14 protein-coding genes are annotated in these 21,370 nt (G+C 69.1%); 12 read left to right on the forward strand and 2 right to left on the reverse strand.

Going from position 1 to position 21,370, the window contains the following annotated elements:
- Nucleotides 1–1,419: a sigma 54-interacting transcriptional regulator gene (locus tag FMP39_RS27360; RefSeq protein WP_141593090.1), complete on the reverse strand. Its 1,419-nt coding sequence runs from the start codon at nucleotides 1,417–1,419 to the stop codon at nucleotides 1–3.
- A gap of 379 nt (nucleotides 1,420–1,798) precedes the next feature.
- Between FMP39_RS27360 and FMP39_RS27365 the strand changes: the two genes are divergently transcribed.
- Together FMP39_RS27365 and FMP39_RS27370 are read left to right on the forward strand one after the other, a co-directional pair.
- Nucleotides 1,799–2,194: an MmcQ/YjbR family DNA-binding protein gene (locus FMP39_RS27365; RefSeq protein WP_228558376.1), complete on the forward strand. Its 396-nt coding sequence runs from the start codon at nucleotides 1,799–1,801 to the stop codon at nucleotides 2,192–2,194.
- 140 nt (nucleotides 2,195–2,334) lie between these two features.
- Nucleotides 2,335–3,534, forward strand: coding sequence for a cyclic nucleotide-binding domain-containing protein (locus tag FMP39_RS27370; protein WP_141593091.1), 1,200 nt, complete (start codon nucleotides 2,335–2,337; stop codon nucleotides 3,532–3,534).
- Between the two features lie 23 nt (nucleotides 3,535–3,557).
- Here FMP39_RS27370 and FMP39_RS27375 read toward each other — a convergent pair whose 3' ends face one another.
- Nucleotides 3,558–4,730: a PAS domain-containing sensor histidine kinase gene (locus FMP39_RS27375; RefSeq protein ID WP_141593092.1), complete on the reverse strand. Its 1,173-nt coding sequence runs from the start codon at nucleotides 4,728–4,730 to the stop codon at nucleotides 3,558–3,560.
- Nucleotides 4,731–4,953: 223 nt separating this feature from the next.
- Between FMP39_RS27375 and FMP39_RS27380 the strand changes: the two genes are divergently transcribed.
- From FMP39_RS27380 to FMP39_RS27425, 10 genes are all read left to right on the forward strand, one after another.
- Nucleotides 4,954–7,260, forward strand: a complete 2,307-nt coding sequence (locus tag FMP39_RS27380; RefSeq protein ID WP_141593102.1) for a serine/threonine-protein kinase — start codon at nucleotides 4,954–4,956, stop codon at nucleotides 7,258–7,260.
- A gap of 47 nt (nucleotides 7,261–7,307) precedes the next feature.
- Nucleotides 7,308–8,300, forward strand: coding sequence for a glycine--tRNA ligase subunit alpha (gene glyQ, locus FMP39_RS27385; protein ID WP_141593093.1), 993 nt, complete (start codon nucleotides 7,308–7,310; stop codon nucleotides 8,298–8,300).
- Complete coding sequence (glyS, locus tag FMP39_RS27390; RefSeq protein WP_141593094.1) at nucleotides 8,290–10,401, forward strand: glycine--tRNA ligase subunit beta; 2,112 nt, start codon at nucleotides 8,290–8,292, stop codon at nucleotides 10,399–10,401. Before glyQ ends, glyS begins: the two co-directional genes overlap by 11 nt.
- A gap of 137 nt (nucleotides 10,402–10,538) precedes the next feature.
- Complete coding sequence (locus tag FMP39_RS27395) at nucleotides 10,539–12,017, forward strand: YncE family protein (protein ID WP_228558377.1); 1,479 nt, start codon at nucleotides 10,539–10,541, stop codon at nucleotides 12,015–12,017.
- Nucleotides 12,014–14,080 (forward strand): hypothetical protein, encoded by a 2,067-nt coding sequence (locus FMP39_RS27400; protein WP_228558378.1) that lies wholly within the window; start codon nucleotides 12,014–12,016, stop codon nucleotides 14,078–14,080. Before FMP39_RS27395 ends, FMP39_RS27400 begins: the two co-directional genes overlap by 4 nt.
- Nucleotides 14,081–14,143: 63 nt before the next feature.
- Nucleotides 14,144–15,010, forward strand: a complete 867-nt coding sequence (locus FMP39_RS27405) for an FHA domain-containing protein (protein ID WP_141593097.1) — start codon at nucleotides 14,144–14,146, stop codon at nucleotides 15,008–15,010.
- 107 nt (nucleotides 15,011–15,117) lie between these two features.
- Nucleotides 15,118–15,657: a prepilin peptidase gene (locus tag FMP39_RS27410; protein ID WP_020478566.1), complete on the forward strand. Its 540-nt coding sequence runs from the start codon at nucleotides 15,118–15,120 to the stop codon at nucleotides 15,655–15,657.
- A 35-nt stretch (nucleotides 15,658–15,692) separates the two neighbouring features.
- On the forward strand, nucleotides 15,693–17,141 hold the full coding sequence (locus tag FMP39_RS27415) for a type II and III secretion system protein family protein (protein ID WP_090494915.1): 1,449 nt from the start codon (nucleotides 15,693–15,695) through the stop codon (nucleotides 17,139–17,141).
- A gap of 163 nt (nucleotides 17,142–17,304) precedes the next feature.
- Nucleotides 17,305–19,092: an ATPase, T2SS/T4P/T4SS family gene (locus FMP39_RS27420; protein ID WP_090494912.1), complete on the forward strand. Its 1,788-nt coding sequence runs from the start codon at nucleotides 17,305–17,307 to the stop codon at nucleotides 19,090–19,092.
- 7 nt (nucleotides 19,093–19,099) lie between these two features.
- On the forward strand, nucleotides 19,100–21,331 hold the full coding sequence (locus FMP39_RS27425) for an FHA domain-containing protein (RefSeq protein WP_141593098.1): 2,232 nt from the start codon (nucleotides 19,100–19,102) through the stop codon (nucleotides 21,329–21,331).
- Nucleotides 21,332–21,370: the final 39 nt, after the last annotated feature.

Genomic DNA, 21,370 nt, shown 5'->3' on the forward strand with positions numbered 1-21,370 from the left:
TCACGGCTTGATGCCGTGGCGTCGCAGCAGGCGGTAGAGGTGGACGCGGTCCATGCCAGCGGTGACGGCTGCCTGGGCCACCTTGCCCTGGTGTTTCTCCAGCAGCGCGCGCAGGTAGCGGCGCTCGAAGTCGTCGACGACGTGACGGCGCTGGTCGGCGTACGGCTGCGAGGGGTCCACCTCGGGGGGGCCGGAGCGGTGGGCTTCTTCCTCGGAGAGCTCTACTGCTTCCTCGAAGACGAGGCAGCGCTCCAGGTAGTTGCGCAGCTCGCGCACGTTGCCGGGCCACGCCGCGTGCCGCAACCTGGCCAGGAAGTCCTGCGTGCGCAGCGCGCCCGTGCGCTCGCGGTCCGCGCCGAGCAGGTCGAGGATGCCTTCCACCAACATGGGCAGGTCCTCCGGACGCTGACGCAGCGGTGGCAGCAGCAGGCGCAGCACCGCGAGCCGGAAGAAGAGGTCGGAGCGGAACCGGCCCGCGTTGACCTCCGCGCGGAGGTCCCGGTGCGTGGCGGCGAGGAGGCGCACGTTCACCGGCTGATACGTGTTGCTGCCCACGCGGCGAATCTCGCGGTTCTCCAGCACGCGCAGCAGCTTGGGCTGCAGCTCCGCGGGCAGCTCACCAATCTCGTCCAGGAAGACGGTGCCGCCGTCGGCTTCCTCGAAGACGCCCGCGCGCCGCTGGACGGCGCCGGTGAACGCGCCCTTCTCGTGGCCGAACAGCTCGCTCTCCAACAGGTGCGCGGGGATGGCGCCGCAGTCCACGATGAGGAAGGGCGCGTCGCGCCGGGGACTCGCCTGGTGGATGGCCAGCGCGGCCTGGCTCTTGCCGGTGCCCGTCTCGCCTTCGAGCAGCACTGTCACGTCGCGGCCCGCCGCGCGCTCCATCATCGCGAAGCAGCCCCGCATGGCCACGGATGCACCCACCAGCGTGCCGAAGCGCGAGTTCTCCGACAGCGGCAGGCGGTTGTTCTCCGCGCTGAAGTCGAAGCGCAGCACCACGCGGCCCAGGCGCAGCAGGCTGCCACTGCGCAGCACGCCCTCCACCACCTGCACCCCGTCGACGATGACGCCGTTGAGGCTGTCCAGGTCCTTCACTTGGGGGCCCCGAGGTCCGATGCGCACCTCGCAGTGGAACCGGGACACCGTGGAGTCCTCCACGGCGAAGTCGTTCAGCGGGTGCGAGCCCACCGAGCAGGTGTCACCCGTGGACTCCCACGTCGCCCCCGTGTTCGGACCTTCCGCCACGGTGAGCCGGAACCGGCGCACCGTGGAGGCGTCATAGCCCCGGCGTGCGTGCTCGTAGGGCAGCGTGACGTGCAGCGGCGTGTCACCCCCACCTTCGACTTCCGTCCTCCATTGCGATTCGCCCTTCACGTCCGGCGAGGAGGGTGCGGCATGAGCCCGATCCGGTGCAGACATGGAAGTCAAGATATCACGGGAGCCGACATCCGAACGGTTCTCTCCCAGGCTCATTCTCATTGGGGGGTGGTTGTTGGCCGCCCGCTCTGGGGGCGAGGCAGGCCCCGCGCGGAGGCGCGGCGTCTCCGGGGTTTCCGCTAGTCGTGGCTGTCTGGACCTTCTCGGCTGAGAGGTGCTGTGTCACAGCGGACTCGGAGTGTCGCGGACCCCACGTGTCGGCGCGGGCGGTCGTGCGGATGAAATCACAGACATGACACCGCGGGTCATCACATCGCCACATCCGCCCGGGGATGAAATCATGTCTGTCATTCCACGGGACGGAGTTTCGACATGGCGCGCTACCTGCCGTCCTTGCCTGGGCCTCTGGTAGGAATGCGCCATGGCGGCACGGGGCAGGCGCCGCGCGATGCGCGGTGGGGATACGCAGGGGCTGACGTTCGACGCGGTGCGCGCGCTGGCGCTGTCCCTACCGGGGATGGAGGAGGGCACATCCTTCGGAACGCCCGCGTTCCGCGTGCGCAAGAAGTTCATCGCCCGCTTCCATGAGGACGGCGAGTCGCTGGTGGTGAAGGTGGAGCCCGGCGTGCGGGACGTCCTCACGCAGGCCGAGCCAGACAGTTGCTACATCACCGAACATTACGCGGGGTACCCCGAGTACCTGCTCGTGCGCGTTGCCGCGGCGCGTCCGGCGCTGGTCCGCCAGTTGTTGGAGGACGCGTGGCGGAGGACTGCCTCCCAGCGGCAGCTGGCGGAGCGGGCGCGGGACGCGGACTGACGCCCGCGTTTTAGCGGCAGGCGTTGGCAGGCCCGGCATTCAATGCGAGGCTATGGGAGAAGAGGGGGGCAGGCCGGGACGGGGCGCAACGCTTTGGCAGCGCCTGGGCTGGCCGGTCTCACCGGAACGGGAGACCCGACATGACAGAGTCAGCAGGTGGCCAGGGCGAGGGGAGCGGGCGGCTGCGCACGCCCGTGGAGGGTGCCCTCCGCGCGGTGCGCTCTCTGGTCGAGTTGGAGGACACGGACCGGGCGGCACAGCTCTACGAGGAGCTGGGCGATGCGCAGCGCGAGCGCATCCGTCACGAAGCGGAACAGGGGCCGGCGAAGGAGCGCCGTGGCTTCGTCGAGGTGCTGCGGCGCGCGCGGGACTTCCTGGGCGCGGCCCGGCTGATGGACGGCCAGGGCGAGGACGCCACCGCCGGGGACCTCTACTTCCAGAGCGGCAAGTACATGGCCGCCGCGGAGAGCTACCTCCGAGCGGGTGATGCCGAGCGCGCCGCCGCCGCCTTCGAGCGAGGTGGTGCGCTGGAACGCGCGCTGGCCATCTACGGGGAGCTGGGCTCGCGCGAAGCCATGGCGCAGTGCCTGGTGCGCCTGGACCGTCCCTTCGAGGCGGCCACGCTCTACCGGGACCTGGGGCAGGCGCACGCGGAGGTAGAGGCGCTCGGAGGCGTCCGCGCGGAGGACTCGCGCTTCGTGGAGGCGGTGCTGCGCATCTGCCAGTTGCTGGACGCGGAGGGCTTCACGCACCGGGCGCTGGCAGTGCTCGCGGACGCGGTGAGCAGCTCGGAGGACGCGCGAGGGGACCCGGCGTTGGTGACGGAGAAGGCCCGGCTGCTGCGCCGTATGGGGATGGAGGCGGAAGCGGAGGCCATGCTCATCCGCCGTTCCGGAGGTGCGTCGGCGCCCGCGGCGAACGGGTACCGGTTCCTCAAGGCCATCCCCATCTTCGGCGAGCTGTCCCTGGAGGACATGAAGGACCTCTACCGGCTGGCGCGTCAGGTCGTCATCGCGCCCGGCGCCGTGTTGCTGGAGAAGGGCGCGCCCGGCCTGGGCCTCTTCGTCCTGATGGACGGCTCCGTGGACGTCTTCAGTGGCCCCGAGGAGGACGCCCGGCACCTCAACACGCTGGGGCCCGGGGCGTACCTGGGGGAAATCTCCCTGGTGCAGGATGGGCCCGTGTCGGCCCATGTCCGTGCGCGGACCTCCGTGCGGGCGCTGCGCATCAGCCGTGTCGACTTCGAACGCTTCGTGGACACGCACGAGGCGGCGGCGCTGCGCATCTTCCGCCTCTTCACCCAGAACCTCGCGGGCCGGGTGCGTGCGCTGAGCACCTGACAGGGACGTCCCATGGCGTGTGTCTACGTGGGGCCGAGCGGGAGCCGGACGCTGAACGTGCTCCCTTTGTCCGGCATGCTGGACACCTGGATGTCGCCCCCGTGCGCCGAAACGACCTGGTGGGCGATGAAGAGGCCGAGCCCCAGCCCACTGAAGTTACGGCCGGACACGGCCCGCATGAACCGGTCGAAGACGTGGGGCAGTGCTTCCGGCGCGATGCCGATGCCCTCGTCGCGAACGCTCAGCAGCGCCATGCCGCCTTCCGCGCGCAGGCTGACGTGAATCGGCTTGCCCCCTCCGTACTTGAGCGCGTTGGAGAGGAGGTTGGTCATTACCTGTTCCACCCGGCGTGTGTCCCATTCGCCCTGCACGGGCGCCGGCGCGTCCAGTTCCACGGTGCTTCCGAGCTGGCTGGCTTGTGGCAGGTAGCGGGCGACGACCTCTCGAAGCAGCGCCGTGAGGTCCGCGGGCACGCGCTCCAGGGTCAGCTGGCCCACGCTGATGCGTGACACGTCAAGCAGGTCGTCCACCAGCTCCACCAGCTTGCGCACCTGGCGGACGGCGACGTCGAGGTCGCGCCCCACGCGCTCGCTCGGCAGCATGCCTCCCGGGGCGCTGTCGACGGCGCGGCGCATGGCCGTCAGCTTCAGTTGCAGCGGGGTGAGCGGGGTGCGCAGCTCGTGGGACGCCACGGACAGGAAGTCGTCACGGATGCGAAGGGCCTCCCGTAGGCGCTCCATCTCCCGCTGCTCCTGGGCCTGGTAGCGGGCGGTGAAGTCGCGCGTCACCTTGCCGAAGCCACGCAGTTGCCCGGTCTCGTCATACAGCGCGGTGATGACGACGTTGGCCCAGAAGCGGCTGCCGTCCTTGCGGACGCGCCAGCCGTCCTCCTCGAAGCGGCCCTCACGCGTCGCCACGTCGAGCCCGTACCTCGGCCGGTTCCGCGCCACGGCTTCGGGCGGATAGAAGCGGCTGAAGTGCTGCCCCAGAATCTCGTCCGCGCGGTAGCCCTTGATGCGTTCGGCGCCCGGGTTCCAGCTTGCTACGTACCCGTCCAGGTCGAGCGTCAGGATGGCATGGTCGGTGACGCTCTCAATCAACAGCCGGAGCTGGTCCGCGGTGTCTTGCTTGGATTCGCCTTGCCCGGAATATGTGATGCGCCTGGTACTTCCGGGGCAGCCGTTGGTGTCTTCCATGAGCCTCCTACTCTGACTTGCTGGTATGAGAACACGCCCCCCTCCGTCACGGGGAATCGCGCGATGTGGCCATCAGCCATCGGACACTCCGGCCGGCGCACAGGCGGGCGGCCAGCCGGTGCCAGTCCCCGACGCGGTGTGCAGGAGCCCCTCCAACTTGTCGAGGAAGGGGTCGTCACGAAGGTCGACGCGGACCCATGCGGGAGCTAACATGCCGCGCCGAATGTCCATGCAGGGTGGCGCCGGTGACGATCCCGATCGGGGGCGGCGCATCGGGAAATACGAAATCCTCACGCGCCTCTCCATGGGAGGGATGGCGGAGCTGTTCCTGGCCTACACCTCGGGGCCTGGGGGATTTCGCAAGTTCGTCGCGGTGAAGCAGATTCTCCCGGACATCAAGAAGGACGAGCAATTCGTCCAGATGTTCCTGGACGAGGCACGTATCACCGCGGCCTTCTCGCACGCGAACATCGGTCAGGTGTTCGACCTGGGCGAGGAGGGCGGCGAGCTGTACCTCGCCATGGAGTTCCTGCCCGGGCAGAACCTGGAGCAGGTGGTGAAGGCCTCCACGCGCCAGGGCTACCCGTTGCCGCTCGGCTTCGTCGGGCGGGTGATTCGCGATACCTGCCTGGGCCTGCACTACGCGCACCACTTCACGGACCCGTCGGGCCGGCCCGCGGTGGTGGTGCACCGCGACGTGTCTCCGAAGAACGTGATGCTCACCTACGACGGCGTCGTGAAGGTGATCGACTTCGGCATCGCCAAGGCGCGCGGGCGGTTGGGGCGCACCCAGGTGGGGACGGTGAAGGGGACCAGTGGCTACATGTCCCCGGAGCAGGTCCGAGGCGTGGCCACCCTGGATGGCCGCAGTGACTTGTTCTCCGTGGGCGTCATGCTGCACGAGCTGCTGAGTGGCCAGCGGTTGTTCAGCGGGCCGCACGAAGCGGCGGTGATGATGCAGATTGTGGAGGCCGACGTGCCTCCGCTGCGCGGCATCAACCCGGATGTCCCCGAAGCCTTGGAAGCCGTGGTGACGCGAGCGCTGTCCCGGGACGTGTCCCAGCGCTTCACCAACTGCCGGGAGATGGCGCGCGCCATTGAAGCGGCGCTCGGCTCGGAGATCTTCGACGAGGACGGCATGACCGCCGTCATGGGCGACCTCTTCGCCGACAAGCGCCAGAAGACGCGCACGCTGTTGGAGCTGGCCAGTCGCGCGGAGGATGCCCGCGTCAGCGAGGCGGCGGGTGCCCTCCAGCAGGAGGACAGCGCGGACTCCGCCCCCACGTCGCAGATGCCGGCCCCGCGCGCCCGGCCTGGTTCGCCCTCGGCCCCACATTCGAGCGCGCCCAAGCCCGTGCCCCAACGCCGTCCGGCGGAGGGCGGCGTGGCTTCGCGTGGCCCCTCAGGCGCCGGCAACGGGAGCGCGCCCAAGCCCGCCCCTCAGCGCCGGACCAGTGAGGTGGCTCCTCCGGTTTCGCGTACACCGCGCGGAGGTCAGGACAGCGCGCCGGCCGCGCGTACACCTCGGCCGCGGCCCACTGCCCGGCAGGAGGCCCCGGCCGAGCCCGAAGCCCTCGACGAGCCGAGCGACCTCCAGACGCAGCGCTTCCGTTCCCGGCCCCAGCGGCCCGGCGCGGACGGTGCTCGGGCCTCCGGACGGTCGGCGCGCCCCGATACGTCCCGGGCCTCGGACACGCCGGTGGAGACGCCCGCCGCCCGTCCGCCGTCGCGCTGGGCCAGCCGGCTGTTCCTGCTCCTTCTGCTGGGGGGCCTCGGTTGGGCTGCGACGCTGCCTGCCGTGCGTGCGCAGCTCCTGCCGGGCTTCGAAGCCGCCAAGGCGTGGGTGAGCGCGGAGTTGAATCCGCCGCCGGCGGAGGACCCCGCGAACCAGCCCTGGCCACCACAGCAGGCGGGCCCGCCGCCGGGCTTCCGTCGGGCCGAGCCTTCCCAGGCTGTCGCCGAGGCCGAGCAGGCCGCTGGTGACGAAGGCTCGGACGAAGAGGCGGTGGAAGGCGCGCCGGAAGCCAAGGCTCCGACGAAGGCCCCGCCCGGGCGGAAGGCAAAGGAAGGCGCCTCTTCGCCGGCACGCCGGGCGGCCGCCCCGAAGGCCGAGGCCGAACCTGCCAGTGCCAAGGCCGCGTCGCCCGCGCAGACCAGCCCACCTCCGCGTGAGCCAGCGCCCAGCGTGGCGGCTGCCCCGCCGGCCGCCGAGCCCGTCACCACGGTGACGCAGGACCCCGAGGGAATGGCGGAGGTGCTGGATACCAGCACTGCGAAGGGGGCCGCGAAGGCGGGCCTGGGGTGGATGACCCTCTACACGGTGCCGCGGGCGGCCGTGTTCGACGGCGCCACGGAGCTGGGCACCACGCCCCTGAAGAAATTCCCGCTGCCCGTGGGGGTCTACCGCCTGCGCGTGGTGGACCCGACGGGGGTGGAGTCGGTGAGCCGGCTCCTGTCGGCCCCCATCAAGCCGGGCGAGGAGACGAAGATTCAAATCCGGCTGGCGGATCTCCCACCGTACAAGGAGTGAGCGCCGTCCTTGACGCTCCGGACCCCCGTCACTAGGGTCCGCGCGCTATGTATTTTCAGGACCTTATCTTCACGCTCCAGAAGCACTGGGCCGACCAGGGGTGCATCAACACGCAGCCCTACGATGTCGAGGTCGGCGCGGGCACGATGGCCCCGTATACCTTCCTGCGTGCCCTGGGCCCGGAACCCTGGAACGTGGCGTATGTGCAGCCCTCGCGGCGTCCCGCGGACGGCCGGTTCGGAGAGAATCCCAACCGCCTGTTCCAGCACCACCAGCTCCAGGTCGTCCTCAAGCCGGCGCCGAAGAACGTCCAGGAGCTGTACCTGGAGTCGCTGCGGAAGATTGGCATCGACCCGTTGGAGCACGACATCCGGTTCGTCGAGGACGACTGGGAGTCGCCCACGCTCGGCGCCTGGGGCCTGGGCTGGGAAGTGTGGTGTGACGGAATGGAGGTGACGCAGTTCACCTACTTCCAGCAGTGCGGCGGCTTCGACTGCAAGCCCGTCTCCGCGGAGCTCACCTACGGGTTGGAGCGCATCTGCATGTTCCTGCAGAACGTGGAGAACGTCTTCGACATCGAGTGGGTCAAGGGCGTGAAGTACCGCGAGGTGTTCCACCCCAACGAGGTGGAGATGAGCAAGTACGCGCTCCAGGAGTCGGACGCGCAGATGCTCTTCGCGCTCTTCGACGCGTACGAGAAGGAGTGCAAGCGCCTCATCGAGCGCCAGTTGCCGCTGCCCGCGTACGACTTCGCGCTGAAGTGCTCGCACGCGTTCAACCTGCTGGACGCGCGCGGCGCCATCTCCGTCACGGAGCGCGCCAACTTCATCAAGCGCGTGCGCGACAACGCCAGGCTGTGCGCGGAGGGCTACCTCCAGATGCGTGAGCGGCTGGGCTACCCGCTGCTCAAGTCGCCGTGGACGGTGGGTGAGCAGCCCCCGGTGCTGGAGGGCAAGCCGGCCAGCGACTACTGGAAGACGGTCGTCCTCAACAAGCCCGTGGAGAAGAAGCAGAAGGCGGAGGTGGCCCATGGCGCGTGACCTGCTCCTGGAAGTGGGCGCGGAAGAGATTCCGGCGTCCTTCATCGGCCCCGCGCTGGACGACCTGAAGCGCGTCATCACCGAGCGCATGGCGGACGCTCGCCTGAAGCACGGCGAGGTGCGGACCTTCGGCACGCCGCGGCGGCTCGCGGTGTGGGTGAAGGACGTGGCGGACGCGGGCGAGGACATCATCAAGGAGGTGCTTGGCCCCAGCGCCAAGGCGGCCTTCGACGCGCAGGGCAAGCCCACCAAGGCGGCGGAGAAGTTCGCCGAGAGCCTCAAGCTCGCGGTGGACCAACTGGGCCGCGCCACCACCGCCAAGGGCGAGTACCTGTCCGCGCGCGTGGAGGAGAAGGGCCGCCCGGCGGCGGACATCCTGAAGGACACGCTGCACGCGGCGGTGCACGGCATCAACTTCCGCAAGTCCATGCGCTGGGGTGACGTGGACACGTCCTTCGCGCGCCCGGTGCAGTGGCTGGTGGCGCTGCTGGGGAGCGATGTGTTGCCCGTGGTGTTCGGTGACGTGACGAGCGGCCGGACCACGCGGGGGCACCGCTTCCTGTCGCCCGCCGCCATCGAGCTGAAGGCCCCGGCGGAGTATGAGGTGGCGCTGGAGAAGGCGCACGTGGTGGCGGACATCACGAAGCGCCGCGCGCAGCTGGTGGAGAAGGTGAGGGCGGCCGCGAGCAAGGCCGGCGCCCAACTGCTGGAGGACGAGTCGCTGGTGGACCAGGTGACGAACCTGGTCGAGCTGCCCAGCCCGGTGGTGGGCACCTTCGAGGAGCGCCACCTGGACCTGCCCCCAGAGGTGCTGGTGCAGGAGATGAAGAGCCACCAGCGCTACTTCTCGCTGGTGGACAGCGAGGGCAAGCTGCAGCCGAAGTTCATCGCCGTGTCCAACACGCCGGTGCGCGACGAGCAGCTCAGCCTGCGCGGCTACCAGCGCGTGCTGCGCGCGCGACTGGCGGACGGCCGCTTCTTCTTCGACGAGGACCGGAAGACGCCGCTCATCGACCGCGTGGAGAAGCTGGGCCGCGTGGTGTGGCAGGGGCAGCTGGGGAGCTACCTGGAGAAGGTGGAGCGCTTCCGCACGCTGGCGGTGTGGCTGGGCCAGCAGGCGGGGCGGGTAGGGGAGGCGGCCACCATTGAGCGCGCCGCCACCCTGGCCAAGGCCGACCTCGTCACCGGCATGGTGGGCGAGTTCCCCGAGCTCCAGGGCATCATGGGCCGGGAGTACGCCCGCGCGGGCGGTGAGCCGGACGCCGTGGCCCTGGCCATCGCGGAGCACTACCTGCCGCGTGGCGCCGAGGACGCGCTGCCCACGCAGGACCCGGGCGCGCTCATCGGCATCGCGGACAGGCTGGACTCGCTGTGCGGCATCTTCGCCATCGGCAAGGCGCCTACGGGGGCGGCGGACCCGTTCGCCCTGCGGCGCGCGTGCATCGCCATCATCCGGCTGGTGCTGGGGCGGGGCTACCGCTTCAGCCTGTCGGCCGCGGTGGACGAGTCGCTCCGGTTGCTGGCTCCGAAGATTGCCAACGCCAAGCGCAAGGCCGGCGAGCCCGCGCCGCGTGAGCAGGTGCTGGAGTTCTTCCGCGGCCGCCTCAAGGCGCTGTGGGGTGAGCAGCACCGCACGGACGTCGTGGAGGCGGTGCTGTCCGCCGGCTTCGACGACCTGGTGGCCGCGCAGAAGCGCCTGGAGGCCCTGAGCCTCATCGTGGGCCGGGCGGACTTCCAGCCCCTGGCCGTGGCCTTCAAGCGCGTGGTCAACATCGTGGAGAAGCAGGGCCGCGACGTGCAGGGAGGGGAGACCAACCCCCAGAAGCTGGTGGACGAGCCGGAGCGGAACCTCCACACCGCCTTCACCCAGGCCCGGAGCACGGTGTCGGGGTTGGTGCGCGCGGATGACTTCTCCGGTGCTCTCCGGGAAATCACGGGTCTGAAGCCCGCCGTGGACACCTTCTTCGACAAGGTGATGGTCATGGCCGAGGACAAGGCCCTGAGGGAAAACCGCATCCGCCTGCTCGTGGAGATTGGCGCCCTGTTCAACCAGGTGGCCGACTTCTCGAAGATTCAGGCTGAAACGGCCGCCGCGGCCTGATGCGTGGCCTGCCTGCCCTCCGGGGAATGAAGCACCCCGGGGGGCACGGCTGCGTCGGGAGCAAGGCGCATGGGAATGGCCCGCCGCGTTTCCGGTTGCCCGGGGGGAGACCCCTTCCTAGACTCCGCCCCCCTCCGATGCGCGCCTACCTTCTTACCTCCGCGCTGCTCCTCGTGTCCTGCAACGTCGGCACCGAGAGCAAGCCCCCTCCGTCCACCCGGCTCGTGTACCCGAGCGGTCTTGCCTTCTGGCGCCCCGAAGCGGGTCCGTCCACCAACGGATACCTCTACGTGGCGAGCGCCAACTTCGACAAGTGCTACGACTCGGGTTCGGTCGTCGCGCTGGATCTGGACGCCGTGGGGGTGCGGCCCTTCGGCACGGACTTCGACCCCGGGGAGTCGCTGCCCAACGACGTCACGTCGCTGGGCATCGGCGCCCAGTCCTACGTGCAGATTCAGAGCTTCGCCGGGGAGATGGCCATGTGGAGCCCTCCGGGGCGGCCACCGCGGCTGTTCGTCCCGGCGCGGGCCGAGGGCAGCCTGCTTCACGCCATCGACGTGGGCGATGACGGCCTCAGCCTGAGCTGCGTGCAGGGCGGCGAGCGCGACTGCCGCGTCAATGCGCTGTCGCTGCTGGATGTCCCAGGCGCCTCCAACGGATTGCCTTCGGCTCCGGGGCCGCTGGGTGTCAGCGTCGCCGGCAACGGTGAGGACGCTCGCGTCTGGGTGACGCACACGGAGCTGGCCGGGCCGCCGACGACCTTTACCGAAGCGGACCTGGGGGGCTACGTGCTCCACCTCCCCGCGGCGAACCCCACGCGCGACGCGCTGAACACCAGCGAATTCGTGGCGCTGGGGACCAATGACCGGCTCTCCGGCGTCGCGCACGCGACGGCCATTGGCAGCCGGTATGTGTATGTCTCGGGGCGCAACTCTTCCTCCGCGCAGTTGGGGGCGCTGCCGGCGCGCTTCATCCTGCGGCTGGTGGACCGGACCGTCGCGGGCCGCGTGCTGGAGACCGACCTGGAGCTGTCGTACTCGGTGCGTGAGGCGCGCGGCGTGGCGGTGGTTCCCTCGGCCACGCGCGTGCCCGACCCGGCGTCGCCCGAGCTCACCATCGTGGACGAGCGCGTCTACCTGCTGGCGCGCGGTCCGGACACGTTGCTCATCCTGGACGTCCTGAACGCGGCGGGCACGGCGCCTGACGCGGGGACGGCCCCCAGCGTGCGCATCGTGTCGGCGCTGCCGGTGCCCGCGGGCGCCAGCGAGTTGGAGGTCATTCCTCGCGGCCCGGGTCGCGGCAATCTGGTGGCGGTGACGGGCAGCGGCGACGAAGCCGTGGCCATCTTCGACGAAGAAGTGGGGCAGCTCGTCGCCCAGGTGCAGGTGGGCGACAACGACCCGAACCAGCCCAGCCAGCCCTTTGGCCTGGCCGCGGACGTCCGCGGCAACAGCGCTCGCATCTTCACCAGCACCTTTGGCGACGGCCGCGTGGCCATCATCGACATTCCCGACCTCGACCGGCCGCAGAACGCCCGGTTGGTGGCGCGGCTCGGCGCCCGGCAGGGAAGAGACCCGCGCCAGGGCACCAGCCTGTGCCAGGAGACCTCACCGTGAAGCGCGGTACCCTTGCTCTGCTCCTCGCGAGCGCCGGCCTGTCCGGCAGTTGCTCCTCCACCAACGTGACGACGGGCTTCGCTGGCCTGTCCGGCACCTTCGACGTGACGCTGGCCAACAACCTCGTCTTCGTCACGTCGTCGGACCGGGACGAACTGCGCGTGCTCGACCTGGAATCGAACCCCCGCACTTTCGTCCCCGCGCCCAACCCGCTGGAGGCGCTGTCCATCCCCGTGCTGGACCGGCCGGACGCGCTCACGCGCGACGTGGCGTACAACGCGGAAGGCAACGACGTCCCGGGGCCGTACATCTACGCGCGCAGCTCGGGCTCGTCGGAGGTTTCGGTGGTGGCGTCCGCGCGCGACCAGCTCCGGCAGGTCGCCCGGCTCCAGGCGCCGAGCATCGTCACGGCCTTCGCGGCGCGCTCGCCCGCCGAGGGCAGCGGCGGACCCAGCACGCTGTACTACGCCATCCAGGACCCCGACGGCATCTTCGGCGCGGACACCGGTGGCGCCCGGGTGATGCGGCAGGAGATTCCGGGGCCAGACGCACTGCAGGCCGCGGAGCCCGCGCCGATTCCCGAACCGGTGACGGTGTTCTGCCTCCAGCCCGGTGAGTCCATCCTGTCCATGACGATGCTGGCGGGCCAGGGCCAGTTCGCGGTGGCCACACGGCAGGCGTCGGGCCGGTCGGGCCGCACGCTGCTCGTCACCGATTCAGGGCCGGTCGCGGACTGCCTTCAGCCTTCCGCGCCCACCGTGGATTTGTCCGAGGGCTTCGGCAACGTGCCGGTGCGGCTCCTGGTGAGTCACCCCCGGATCTCCATCCCCAACGTCGAGGCCATCAACGCGGGGCGCTACATCTTCGGCGTCCGTGACGAGGCCTCTTGCTCCGCCGCGCGCGAGTGCTCCGGAGTGCTCGCGGTGGACACCGAGTCATCCCCCCCCGGCCAGACGGCGCGGGACCTCAGCGGTGCGCCGATGCTGCCCATCTTCCCCGCGGGCGGCTTGCCGACGGGACTGGCCCTGATTCCGGACGCGCCGCTTCGCATCGTGCTCGACGATGGCTCGACGCCCCCTCTCACGGTGCCGCTCCTGGGCATCATGCCGTCCTCCAACGGCTACATCTCGTTGTTCTCCGCGAGCGACCTCCGCCAGTTCGACCTGTCGGGGGCGAGCGCACGCTCCACGGTGGCGCTGCTGGATAGCAACGAGTTGCCGCTCGTCATCGAGACGACGGACCTGGTGACGGTGACCCAGGACCAGACGCTCCAGTCGACGGTGCTCTACGAGGGCTCCGTTCCGAACGGCTTCTACCGGATCATCTACCAGGGCGCGTTGCCAGGGCTGAGCGGCCTGCCTCGGGAGCCCTCCACCCCGCGGCTCTTCGAGGCCGAGGCCACCGCGGCCGCTTCGGCGCGGGCCGGGGACATCATCGTCCTGGAGGGCACGGATGTCGTGTGCGCCGTTGACCTGCCCATCGCGTCGGTGGAGCCTGTGGCGGGGACCACCCGGGTGCGGTTCGCCATCGCGGACTCGCAGGAGATTCCGGCGGACTGCGCCAGCCTGACGCGCTTCACCGTCCGTGCGGGTGGAGACCAGCCCTTCGTCCTCTTCGACGAGGCGGGCACCTTCCTGTCCCGCGATGTGACGGGGGGCTCGAGCTACAGCATCCCCACGGAGTACTTCTTCCACCCCGACACCTTCTACTTCGACGACGACTCCAACCCTCAGACGCCGCCGGTGCCGAACCTGTCCAAGTTCCCGCAGCCGCCGCCGCCGCTGCGCATCCGCGTGGCGGCCGTGGGCCGCGAGGTGCGTCGGGGAGACCGCTACGCGGTGACGGTGATTTCCGGCATCCGCAACTACATCTTCACGCCGGACGTCAGGGCGGGGACGGAGCTGGCCTTCTACACGCTGCCTGGGCCCGTGGTGGCCGCCCAGGACCGCAGCGCGATGTTCGCCTACATCGCCTACCCGTCGGCGGATGGCATTCTCCAGGTCGGCTTTAAGGGGCTCACCGACAACCGGGCGCAGTCATTGGCACTGGTTCCCTTCGAGTAACTGGGCGGGAGTGGAGGCCTCTGCTATCGTCCGGGGCTTCCTGGTTCACGCGAGTCAAGACCGATGATCGATCAGAACTCCCGTCCTGCCCGCAAGGTAGGCATCGCCGACCACCTGTGGGAGGCGTTCGAAGACATGGCCCAGCAGATGGGCTCGGATCGCGATGCCCTGATCAACCAGGCGCTCTTCATGTTCGCGCGCCTGAACGGCTTCCTCGAGGTGAAGTCCCGCTCCGAGGCCGCCGTGGCACCCGTGGCCGCCGCGCCGGTGAAGCCCGTGCAGGCCGCTGCCGCCGCGCCGCCGCGTCCGTCCGCGCCGCCGGTGTTGGCGCCCGCGCCTCGGCCAGAGACCACGCCCGCGCCCGCCCGTCCTCCCGTGCGCGCCACGCCGGAAGATCGGGCCTCCGCCAATGGCCTGGACAATGACCCGGTGCGCCGCGAGGTGGCCGAGCGCGTCCTGGAGACCGCCGCGGAGCTGGAGCGCCTCATCAAGGGCAAGAACAGCGAGCCGCCCCCTCCCGCCGACGACATGGTGGAGGAGGACGAGGAGCCGCTGCCCGAGGCCGAGGATCCGGGCCTCATGAACGAGGAGCCGCCCCCCGATGAGGCCGAGGAAGAGCCCGCCGACGACCTCGCCGAGGAGGAGGAGGTCGGCGCGCTGTACCTGGTGACCGAGTCCGGTGATCAGGAGCAGATCGTCAAGGACCGCTTCGTCATCGGCCGCGGCAAGCACTGCGACTTCGTCATCAACTCCGGCAAGGTCTCCCGTGAGCACGCGGTCATCGTCCACGAGGGCGATGACTGGATCATCGAAGACCTGGGCTCGTCCAACGGCACCTGGTTCAACAAGCAGCGCATCAAGCGCCGCAAGGTCGAGGACGGGGACGAGTATTTCATCTGCAGCGAGAAAATCCGTCTCCTGGTCCGATAATGAGGTGACCCAGGCCCCGTCCCGCGGGGCTTCTGGTTGTTCGCCAATTGACGGGCTCCAGGCGTCCCTGGTTTGATAACGGACGCCTGCCGCGAAGAGGACAGGCGATGATGACGCCTGTTCAAATCGCGTTGTGGACGGTTCTTGGAGTGGCCCTCGTGATCTCCGTGGTGACGGATGTGCTTCGCCGCGAGATCCTCGACGCGGTCACCTACCCGCTGATGGCGGTGGGCCTGGGCGTGCGCCTGGCCACCGAAGGGGTGGGGGACCTGGAGCATGGGCTCATCAGTGGTGTGGTATCGGGGGTAGGGCTCGCGTTGATGCTGCTGCCAGCGGCGCTTCGCGGGCGGATGGGGTGGGGCGACGTGAAGTTGATGGGCGGGGTCGGAGCCGTGCTGGGCTTCCCGGCGGTGCTCGCGGCCGCGGCCTTCATCTCACTGGTGGGCGCGCTTCAAGCGGTGGTGACACTGCTCTGGCAGGGCGCGGTTTGGGACACGCTGGCGGCAGTGGTGCGCCGGTGGGCGGTGTGGGTGCGTTTGGCCAGCGCGGACGCGCAGCCGGCGCCCCAGCGCCACATTCCCTATGGAGTGGCCATCGCGCTCGGCACCGTCTGGGCGCTGTGGTGGCAGCACGGAACGTTGGGTTAGCTCGGACTTCTGGAAGAGAAGAGGGGACACGGACGATGTTCACACGCATCACGCATGCCGCGGCGCTAGGCGCCCTCATCGCACTGGTGGCGGGCGGCAGCGCCCTGGCGCAGGATGGCACCACCGTCAGCCTCGGCGTGGGTTCCCAGAAGGTGATCACCATCCCTGGTCTCAGCCGCGTGGCGCTCGGTGATCCGAGCGTCGCCGAGGTGAAGACGCTCGGCTCCGGCCAGCTGCTCATCACCGGTCAGGCTGAAGGCAAGACGACGCTGCTCGTCTGGAAGTCCTCGGGCCAGCGCGTCAGCTACCTGGTGGCGGTTCGCAAGCAGGACCCCAACGAGGTCATCTCCGAAATCAAGCGCCTGCTGGGTGAGATTGAAGGCGTCTCCGTCCGCATGGTGGGTGATCGCATCTACCTGGACGGTCAGGCCTACACCACGCAGGACGCCGACCGCATCGAGCAGGTGGTGGGCCTCTACCCGAACGTGAAGTCGTTCGTGAAGATTGCCCCCAACGCCAAGAAGCTGGTGGCCCAGAACCTCAACGCGGCCTTCCAGAAGGCGGGCCTGAAGAACGTCCAGGCCAACGTGGTGGGCGCCACCATCTTCCTGGAGGGCTCCGTGGAGAGCCAGCAGGACCTCCAGAAGGCGGAGCTCATCACCAAGGCCATCGGTGAGAAGGTGGAGAACCTCCTCGTCGTCGGCATCAAGCGGATGATCCTCTCCGAGGTCCAGTTCGTCGAAATCCGCCGCAACAGCCGCGACCGCTACGGCATCCGCTACCCGACGGACATCACGGGTACGGCGACGGCCATCGCCAGCATCTCCCAGGAGCTCTTCCCGGGCACCTTCGGCTCGGGCGTGTCCACGCTCACGCTCAACGCGAACTCGGACTTCTCCTTCGGCTTCCAGGGCAACGACGGTTACGGCCGTCTGCTCGCGCAGCCCAAGCTGGTGTGCGCCAGCGGTGAGAAGGCGGAGTTCCTCGCCGGTGGCGAGGTTCCCATCCCGCTCATCACGAACAACCAGTTCACGGTGGAGTTCAAGAAGTACGGCGTCATCCTGAACCTGCGCCCCACCGCGGACCGCAACGGCAACATCCAGACGGAGATCGAGGCGGAGGCCTCCGAAATCGACACCTCCGTGGCGGTGTCCTTCGGTGGTTCGTCCTCCATCCCCGGCTTCCGGACCCGCAAGGTGAAGACGAACGTCACCGTGCGCCATGGTGAGACCATCGTCCTGTCCGGCGTGTTCAGCCACGACGAGCAGAAGTCCGTGTCGAAGCTCCCCGGCCTCGGTCACATCCCGATCATCGGTGAGCTCTTCAAGAGCCGCGGTTTCGACTCCACCAAGCGCGAGCTGGTCATCTTCGTCACCCCGCGCATCGTCAACCCGGACTCCGACAAGGTCCGCACCATCATCGAGGACGTGAAGAGCCGCTACAAGCAGGCCCGGTCCGAGGTGAACTTCAACATCTTCGACTGAGGCGGGCGCCCCGGGCGCTGTTTCAGACGGGCCTTCCGGGCCCACGGCACGGGCCGGCTTCTTCCCTTCCGGGGGCGGTTGCCGGCCCGTCGCCTTGCGGGCAAGCATTCAACCCGGTTCTCACGCTTTGAGGACGAAGGGGGGCTTGCTAGCATCCGTCCCCATGTTTCTCATCACCCTCGCGGAAAAGGGCGGCGGGACCGAGCAGCGCGAGTATCACAAGAATGAAGTCACCATCGGCCGTCTGCCGGGCAATGACATCATCCTCGCGAAGGGCAACGTCTCCAAGTACCACTCGCGAATCGTTGCCAAGGACGGGAAGTTCATCATCGTGGACATGAAGTCCACGAATGGCACGTTCGTGAACGGCAAGAAGATTGCCGCGCCCCAGGTTCTCAAGCCGACCGACCAGGTCTACATCGGCGACTACATCCTCAACGTCGAGGCGCTCGAGGACGAGGGCCCGGTGATGACCCGCGCGGGTCAGGCCGAAGAGGAGTACTACGACGAGCAGGGCGAGGAGCCCTACGAGGACGAGGAAGGGGCTTACGAAGACGAAGAGCCCTACGAGGAGGAGGAAGAAGAAGCGCCGCCTCCCGCGCCCGCTCCCAAAGGCATGCCGGCGTCGCTGGCGTCCGCCCTGGCGAAGAACAAGCGCAAGGTGGATCCGCGTCAGGAGCGCTACACCCGGCTCCAGAAGGAAATCCATGACCGGCTCATCGAGTACCTCGATCTGCGCCGCATGGACATGGACCGGCTCGGCGACGACGAGCTGTGGCGCCGCACCGAGAAGGCCATCCGCGACATCATCGACCAGATGGAAGCGGACGGAGAGCTTCCGGAGGACGTGGACCGCGAGGAGCTGCTCACTGACGTCATCAACGAGGCGCTGGGGCTCGGGCCCCTCGAGGCGTTCCTCGCGTCGGATGACATCAGCGAGATCATGGTGAACCACGCCAACCAGATCTACATCGAGCGCAAGGGCAAGCTGACCCTGTCGGAGAAGACGTTCTCCTCCAACCAGGCGGTGCTCGGCGTCATCGAGCGCATCGTGGCGCCCATCGGCCGCCGCATCGACGAGTCCAGCCCGCTGGTGGACGCGCGCCTCAAGGACGGCAGCCGCGTCAACGCCATCATCCCTCCGCTGGCGCTGAAGGGTCCCTGCATCACCATCCGCAAGTTCAAGAAGGACTCGCTGAAGATCGCGGACCTCATCAAGTACAAGACCGTCACGGCGCAGATGGCCGAGTTCCTGGAGATGTGCGTCAAGGCCCGGCGCAACATCGTCATCTCCGGCGGCACCGGCTCCGGGAAGACGACGACGCTGAACATCATCAGCTCCTTCATCCCGGAGGGTGAGCGCATCATCACCGTGGAGGACGCCGCCGAGCTGCAGCTGCCGCAGGACCACTGGGTGCAGCTGGAGAGCCGGCCGCCCAACCTGGAAGGCAAGGGCGCCATCACCATCCGCGAGCTGGTGAAGAACTGCCTGCGCATGCGGCCCGACCGCATCGTCGTGGGTGAGTGCCGCTCCGGTGAGACGCTGGACATGCTCCAGGCCATGAACACCGGCCACGACGGTTCGCTCACCACGCTCCATGCGAATACGCCGCGAGACGCCATTGCCCGCTTGGAGACGATGGTGCTCATGTCCGGCATGGACCTGCCGGTGAAGGCCATCCGTGAGCAGATCGCCAGCGCGGTGCACATGATCGTGCAGCAGACGCGCTTCTCCGACGGCACGCGGAAGATCTGCTACATCACCGAGGTGTCCGGCATGGAGGTCGACATCGTGACCCTCCAGGACATCTTCTATTTCAAGCAGGATGGCTTCACGGAGGACCACAAGGTCCGTGGCCGCTACGTCGCCTCCGGCTTCGTGCCGAAGTTCTACGACGAGCTGCAGCGTAAGGGCATCCCCGTCAACATGAGCATCTTCCGCGAGGACTGACGCGCCCATGGCCACCCTGGTCGTCCGTCACCCTGACGGCACTGAGAACGAATTCGCCATCACGGGCGAGCTGAAGATTGGCCGCCAGCAAGGCAGTGACATCCTCATCACCGAAGGGGGCGTGTCGCGGACGCACGCGCGCGTCTTCGACGAAGGCGGCACCGTCTTCATCGAGGACGTGGGCAGCGCCAACGGCACGTTCGTCGACGGCCAGCGCATCATGGAGCCCACGGCCCTGACGCCGCAGTCGGAGGTCCTCCTCGGGGACTACGTGCTGCGTCTCAAGGCGGCCGCGGTGCGGGGTTCTGGGGCCCGGCGCGCGGCGGCCAGGCCCCCGGCGGGGGGCGATGAGCCCATGCCGGTGGGCGACGAGGGCGGCGGTGTACGCGCCACCCGGGCCATGCCGAGCATCAAGAAGGGCTCCGGCGCGGCGAAGGGCGAGCCCGGCGCGGCGCTGGCGAAGCGGCCCGCGCGTCCGGCACGTCCCGCCCCCGGTGGCGGCGCACGTCCGGCGCCGGCGGGTGGCCCGGTGCTTCGCGGCATGGTCGGTCCCTGGGCCGGCCAGACGTATCCGCTCAAGGGCAAGGTGCTCGTGGGGCGGCAGCCGCCCGCCGGCATCATGCTGGATGACGACTCCGTGAGCCGCCGCCACGCGGAGTTGGAAGCGACCAGCGCGGGCGTGACGGTGCGGGACCTAGGCAGCGCCAACGGGACGCTGCTCAACGGCGAGCCGTTGGACCAGACGCCGGTCCCGCTCGAGCCGGGGGATCAGCTCCAGTTCGGCGTGGTGGAGATGACCTTCGAGCCCGAGCCGTCCGCGGTGCCCGTGCGCCGGGGCGCGGCGGGCGCGGCGCGTGGGGGCTCGGACGAGGATCCCGCCGCCAAGCGCAAGAAGCTCATCATGGTGGCGGCCGGGCTGGTGGGCGTGCTGCTGATGGTGGGGATGGTGTCCTCCATCCTGAACCCCAAGCCGGTGGACGTTCAGGGCCCGGGTGGGGCCGCGCAGATGGATCCGACGCAGAAGATCCAGGAGCTGCTGAGCGAGTGCCGCTCCTACGCCTCCAGCGAGCTGGGCGCCCCCAACTGGGAGAAGGCCCACGAGGTCTGCACCCAGGCGTTGGACCTGGACCCCATCCACCCGGAGGCGAACACGCTCATCCGGCGCATCAAGCTGGAGAAGGAGTCCTTCGAGTACTACTCGCAGGGCGAGCGGCTCCTGCAGCGCCTCAAGCCGGAAGAGGCCCTGGAGTCGTTCCGGAAGATCCAGAAGGAGAGCGAGTACTTCCGCCGCGCCCGTGCCAAGGCGCGCGAGGCCGCCGAGGCGGTGACGAAGCGCGCACAGGAGGACTGCAAGCTGTACCTGCGTGACTCGCAGTGGAGCGCCGCCGTGTCACGCTGCGAGGTGTACATGGCGGTGTGGTGCCAGTCGAAGCCGCGCGAGGACCTGCAGCCGCCCCTGGGCTTCACGCTGAAGCTGGAGGGCCGCCTGCGCCGCGACGAGTGGCGGCCGAAGGATCCGATGTTCGTGAAGTTCCTCATCGCGCGGCAGAAGATGGACGCCAACGCGGCGCCGTGGGAGTGCCCGGTGGCGGAGGTGCTGGCCGGTGACGAGCGGGTCGTGGACCCGCGCACCTTCGTCATGGAGGCGGCGAAGAAGCGCTTCCCCAACAAGCTGATGCAGGCCGCGCTCCTGGACTACTGGGGTGGCCGTGGCAGCGAGGCGCTGGCCACCATGCAGAAGCTGCGCGCCAACTACGAGGCCGCGCAGTACCACGCCGAGGCGGACGAGCTGATGAAGATCATGTCCACCGTGGATCAGCTCTTCAAGGTGGGCCAGAGCTACTTGGCCGCAGAGGATCCGGAGAAGGCCGCGGAGCCCTTCCGCGAGGCGCTGGCCACGGACAAGGCGGTGATGCTGGAGCTGGCGGAGTCCAAGCCGTCCTTCTACCGGCGCAACATCCTCCAGGACATCGCGGAGAAGTCGTACCAGCGCGGCAAGCACTGGGCCGACCGCGAGGACCGCCGCCGCGCCTGCCGCGTGTGGAAGCTGGGGTTCAGCTTCTACGCGGGCAATCCGAACCTGAACAAGGCGGCGGCCTTCTGCTCCTCGAGGGCCTTGGAGGCCTTCCGTGCGGCGTCTGGCTGCGGCGACATGGCGGTGGCGCTGGACTACGCCGTCAAGGGCGACGGTGTGGAGGAGATGGTCGTCGCGAAGCAGGCGGAGCTGGGCTGCAAGTAGCACGCGTCGTGGACAGGGCCGGGCGGGCGCGCTAGGCAC

The organism is Myxococcus sp. AB056, from assembly GCF_006547365.1.
GTDB lineage: Bacteria > Myxococcota > Myxococcia > Myxococcales > Myxococcaceae > Myxococcus > Myxococcus virescens.

What these genes read in the sequence shown, in the direction of transcription:
- FMP39_RS27360 (WP_141593090.1), bottom strand. Translation starts at nt 1,419, where the DNA reads ATGTCTGCACCGGATCGGGCTCATGCCGCACCCTCCTCGCCGGACGTG.
- FMP39_RS27365 (WP_228558376.1), top strand. Translation starts at nt 1,799, where the DNA reads ATGGCGGCACGGGGCAGGCGCCGCGCGATGCGCGGTGGGGATACGCAG.
- FMP39_RS27370 (WP_141593091.1), top strand. Translation starts at nt 2,335, where the DNA reads ATGACAGAGTCAGCAGGTGGCCAGGGCGAGGGGAGCGGGCGGCTGCGC.
- FMP39_RS27375 (WP_141593092.1), bottom strand. Translation starts at nt 4,730, where the DNA reads ATGGAAGACACCAACGGCTGCCCCGGAAGTACCAGGCGCATCACATAT.
- FMP39_RS27380 (WP_141593102.1), top strand. Translation starts at nt 4,954, where the DNA reads ATGTCCATGCAGGGTGGCGCCGGTGACGATCCCGATCGGGGGCGGCGC.
- glyQ (WP_141593093.1), top strand. Translation starts at nt 7,308, where the DNA reads ATGTATTTTCAGGACCTTATCTTCACGCTCCAGAAGCACTGGGCCGAC.
- glyS (WP_141593094.1), top strand. Translation starts at nt 8,290, where the DNA reads ATGGCGCGTGACCTGCTCCTGGAAGTGGGCGCGGAAGAGATTCCGGCG.
- FMP39_RS27395 (WP_228558377.1), top strand. Translation starts at nt 10,539, where the DNA reads ATGCGCGCCTACCTTCTTACCTCCGCGCTGCTCCTCGTGTCCTGCAAC.
- FMP39_RS27405 (WP_141593097.1), top strand. Translation starts at nt 14,144, where the DNA reads ATGATCGATCAGAACTCCCGTCCTGCCCGCAAGGTAGGCATCGCCGAC.
- FMP39_RS27410 (WP_020478566.1), top strand. Translation starts at nt 15,118, where the DNA reads ATGATGACGCCTGTTCAAATCGCGTTGTGGACGGTTCTTGGAGTGGCC.
- FMP39_RS27415 (WP_090494915.1), top strand. Translation starts at nt 15,693, where the DNA reads ATGTTCACACGCATCACGCATGCCGCGGCGCTAGGCGCCCTCATCGCA.
- FMP39_RS27420 (WP_090494912.1), top strand. Translation starts at nt 17,305, where the DNA reads ATGTTTCTCATCACCCTCGCGGAAAAGGGCGGCGGGACCGAGCAGCGC.
- FMP39_RS27425 (WP_141593098.1), top strand. Translation starts at nt 19,100, where the DNA reads ATGGCCACCCTGGTCGTCCGTCACCCTGACGGCACTGAGAACGAATTC.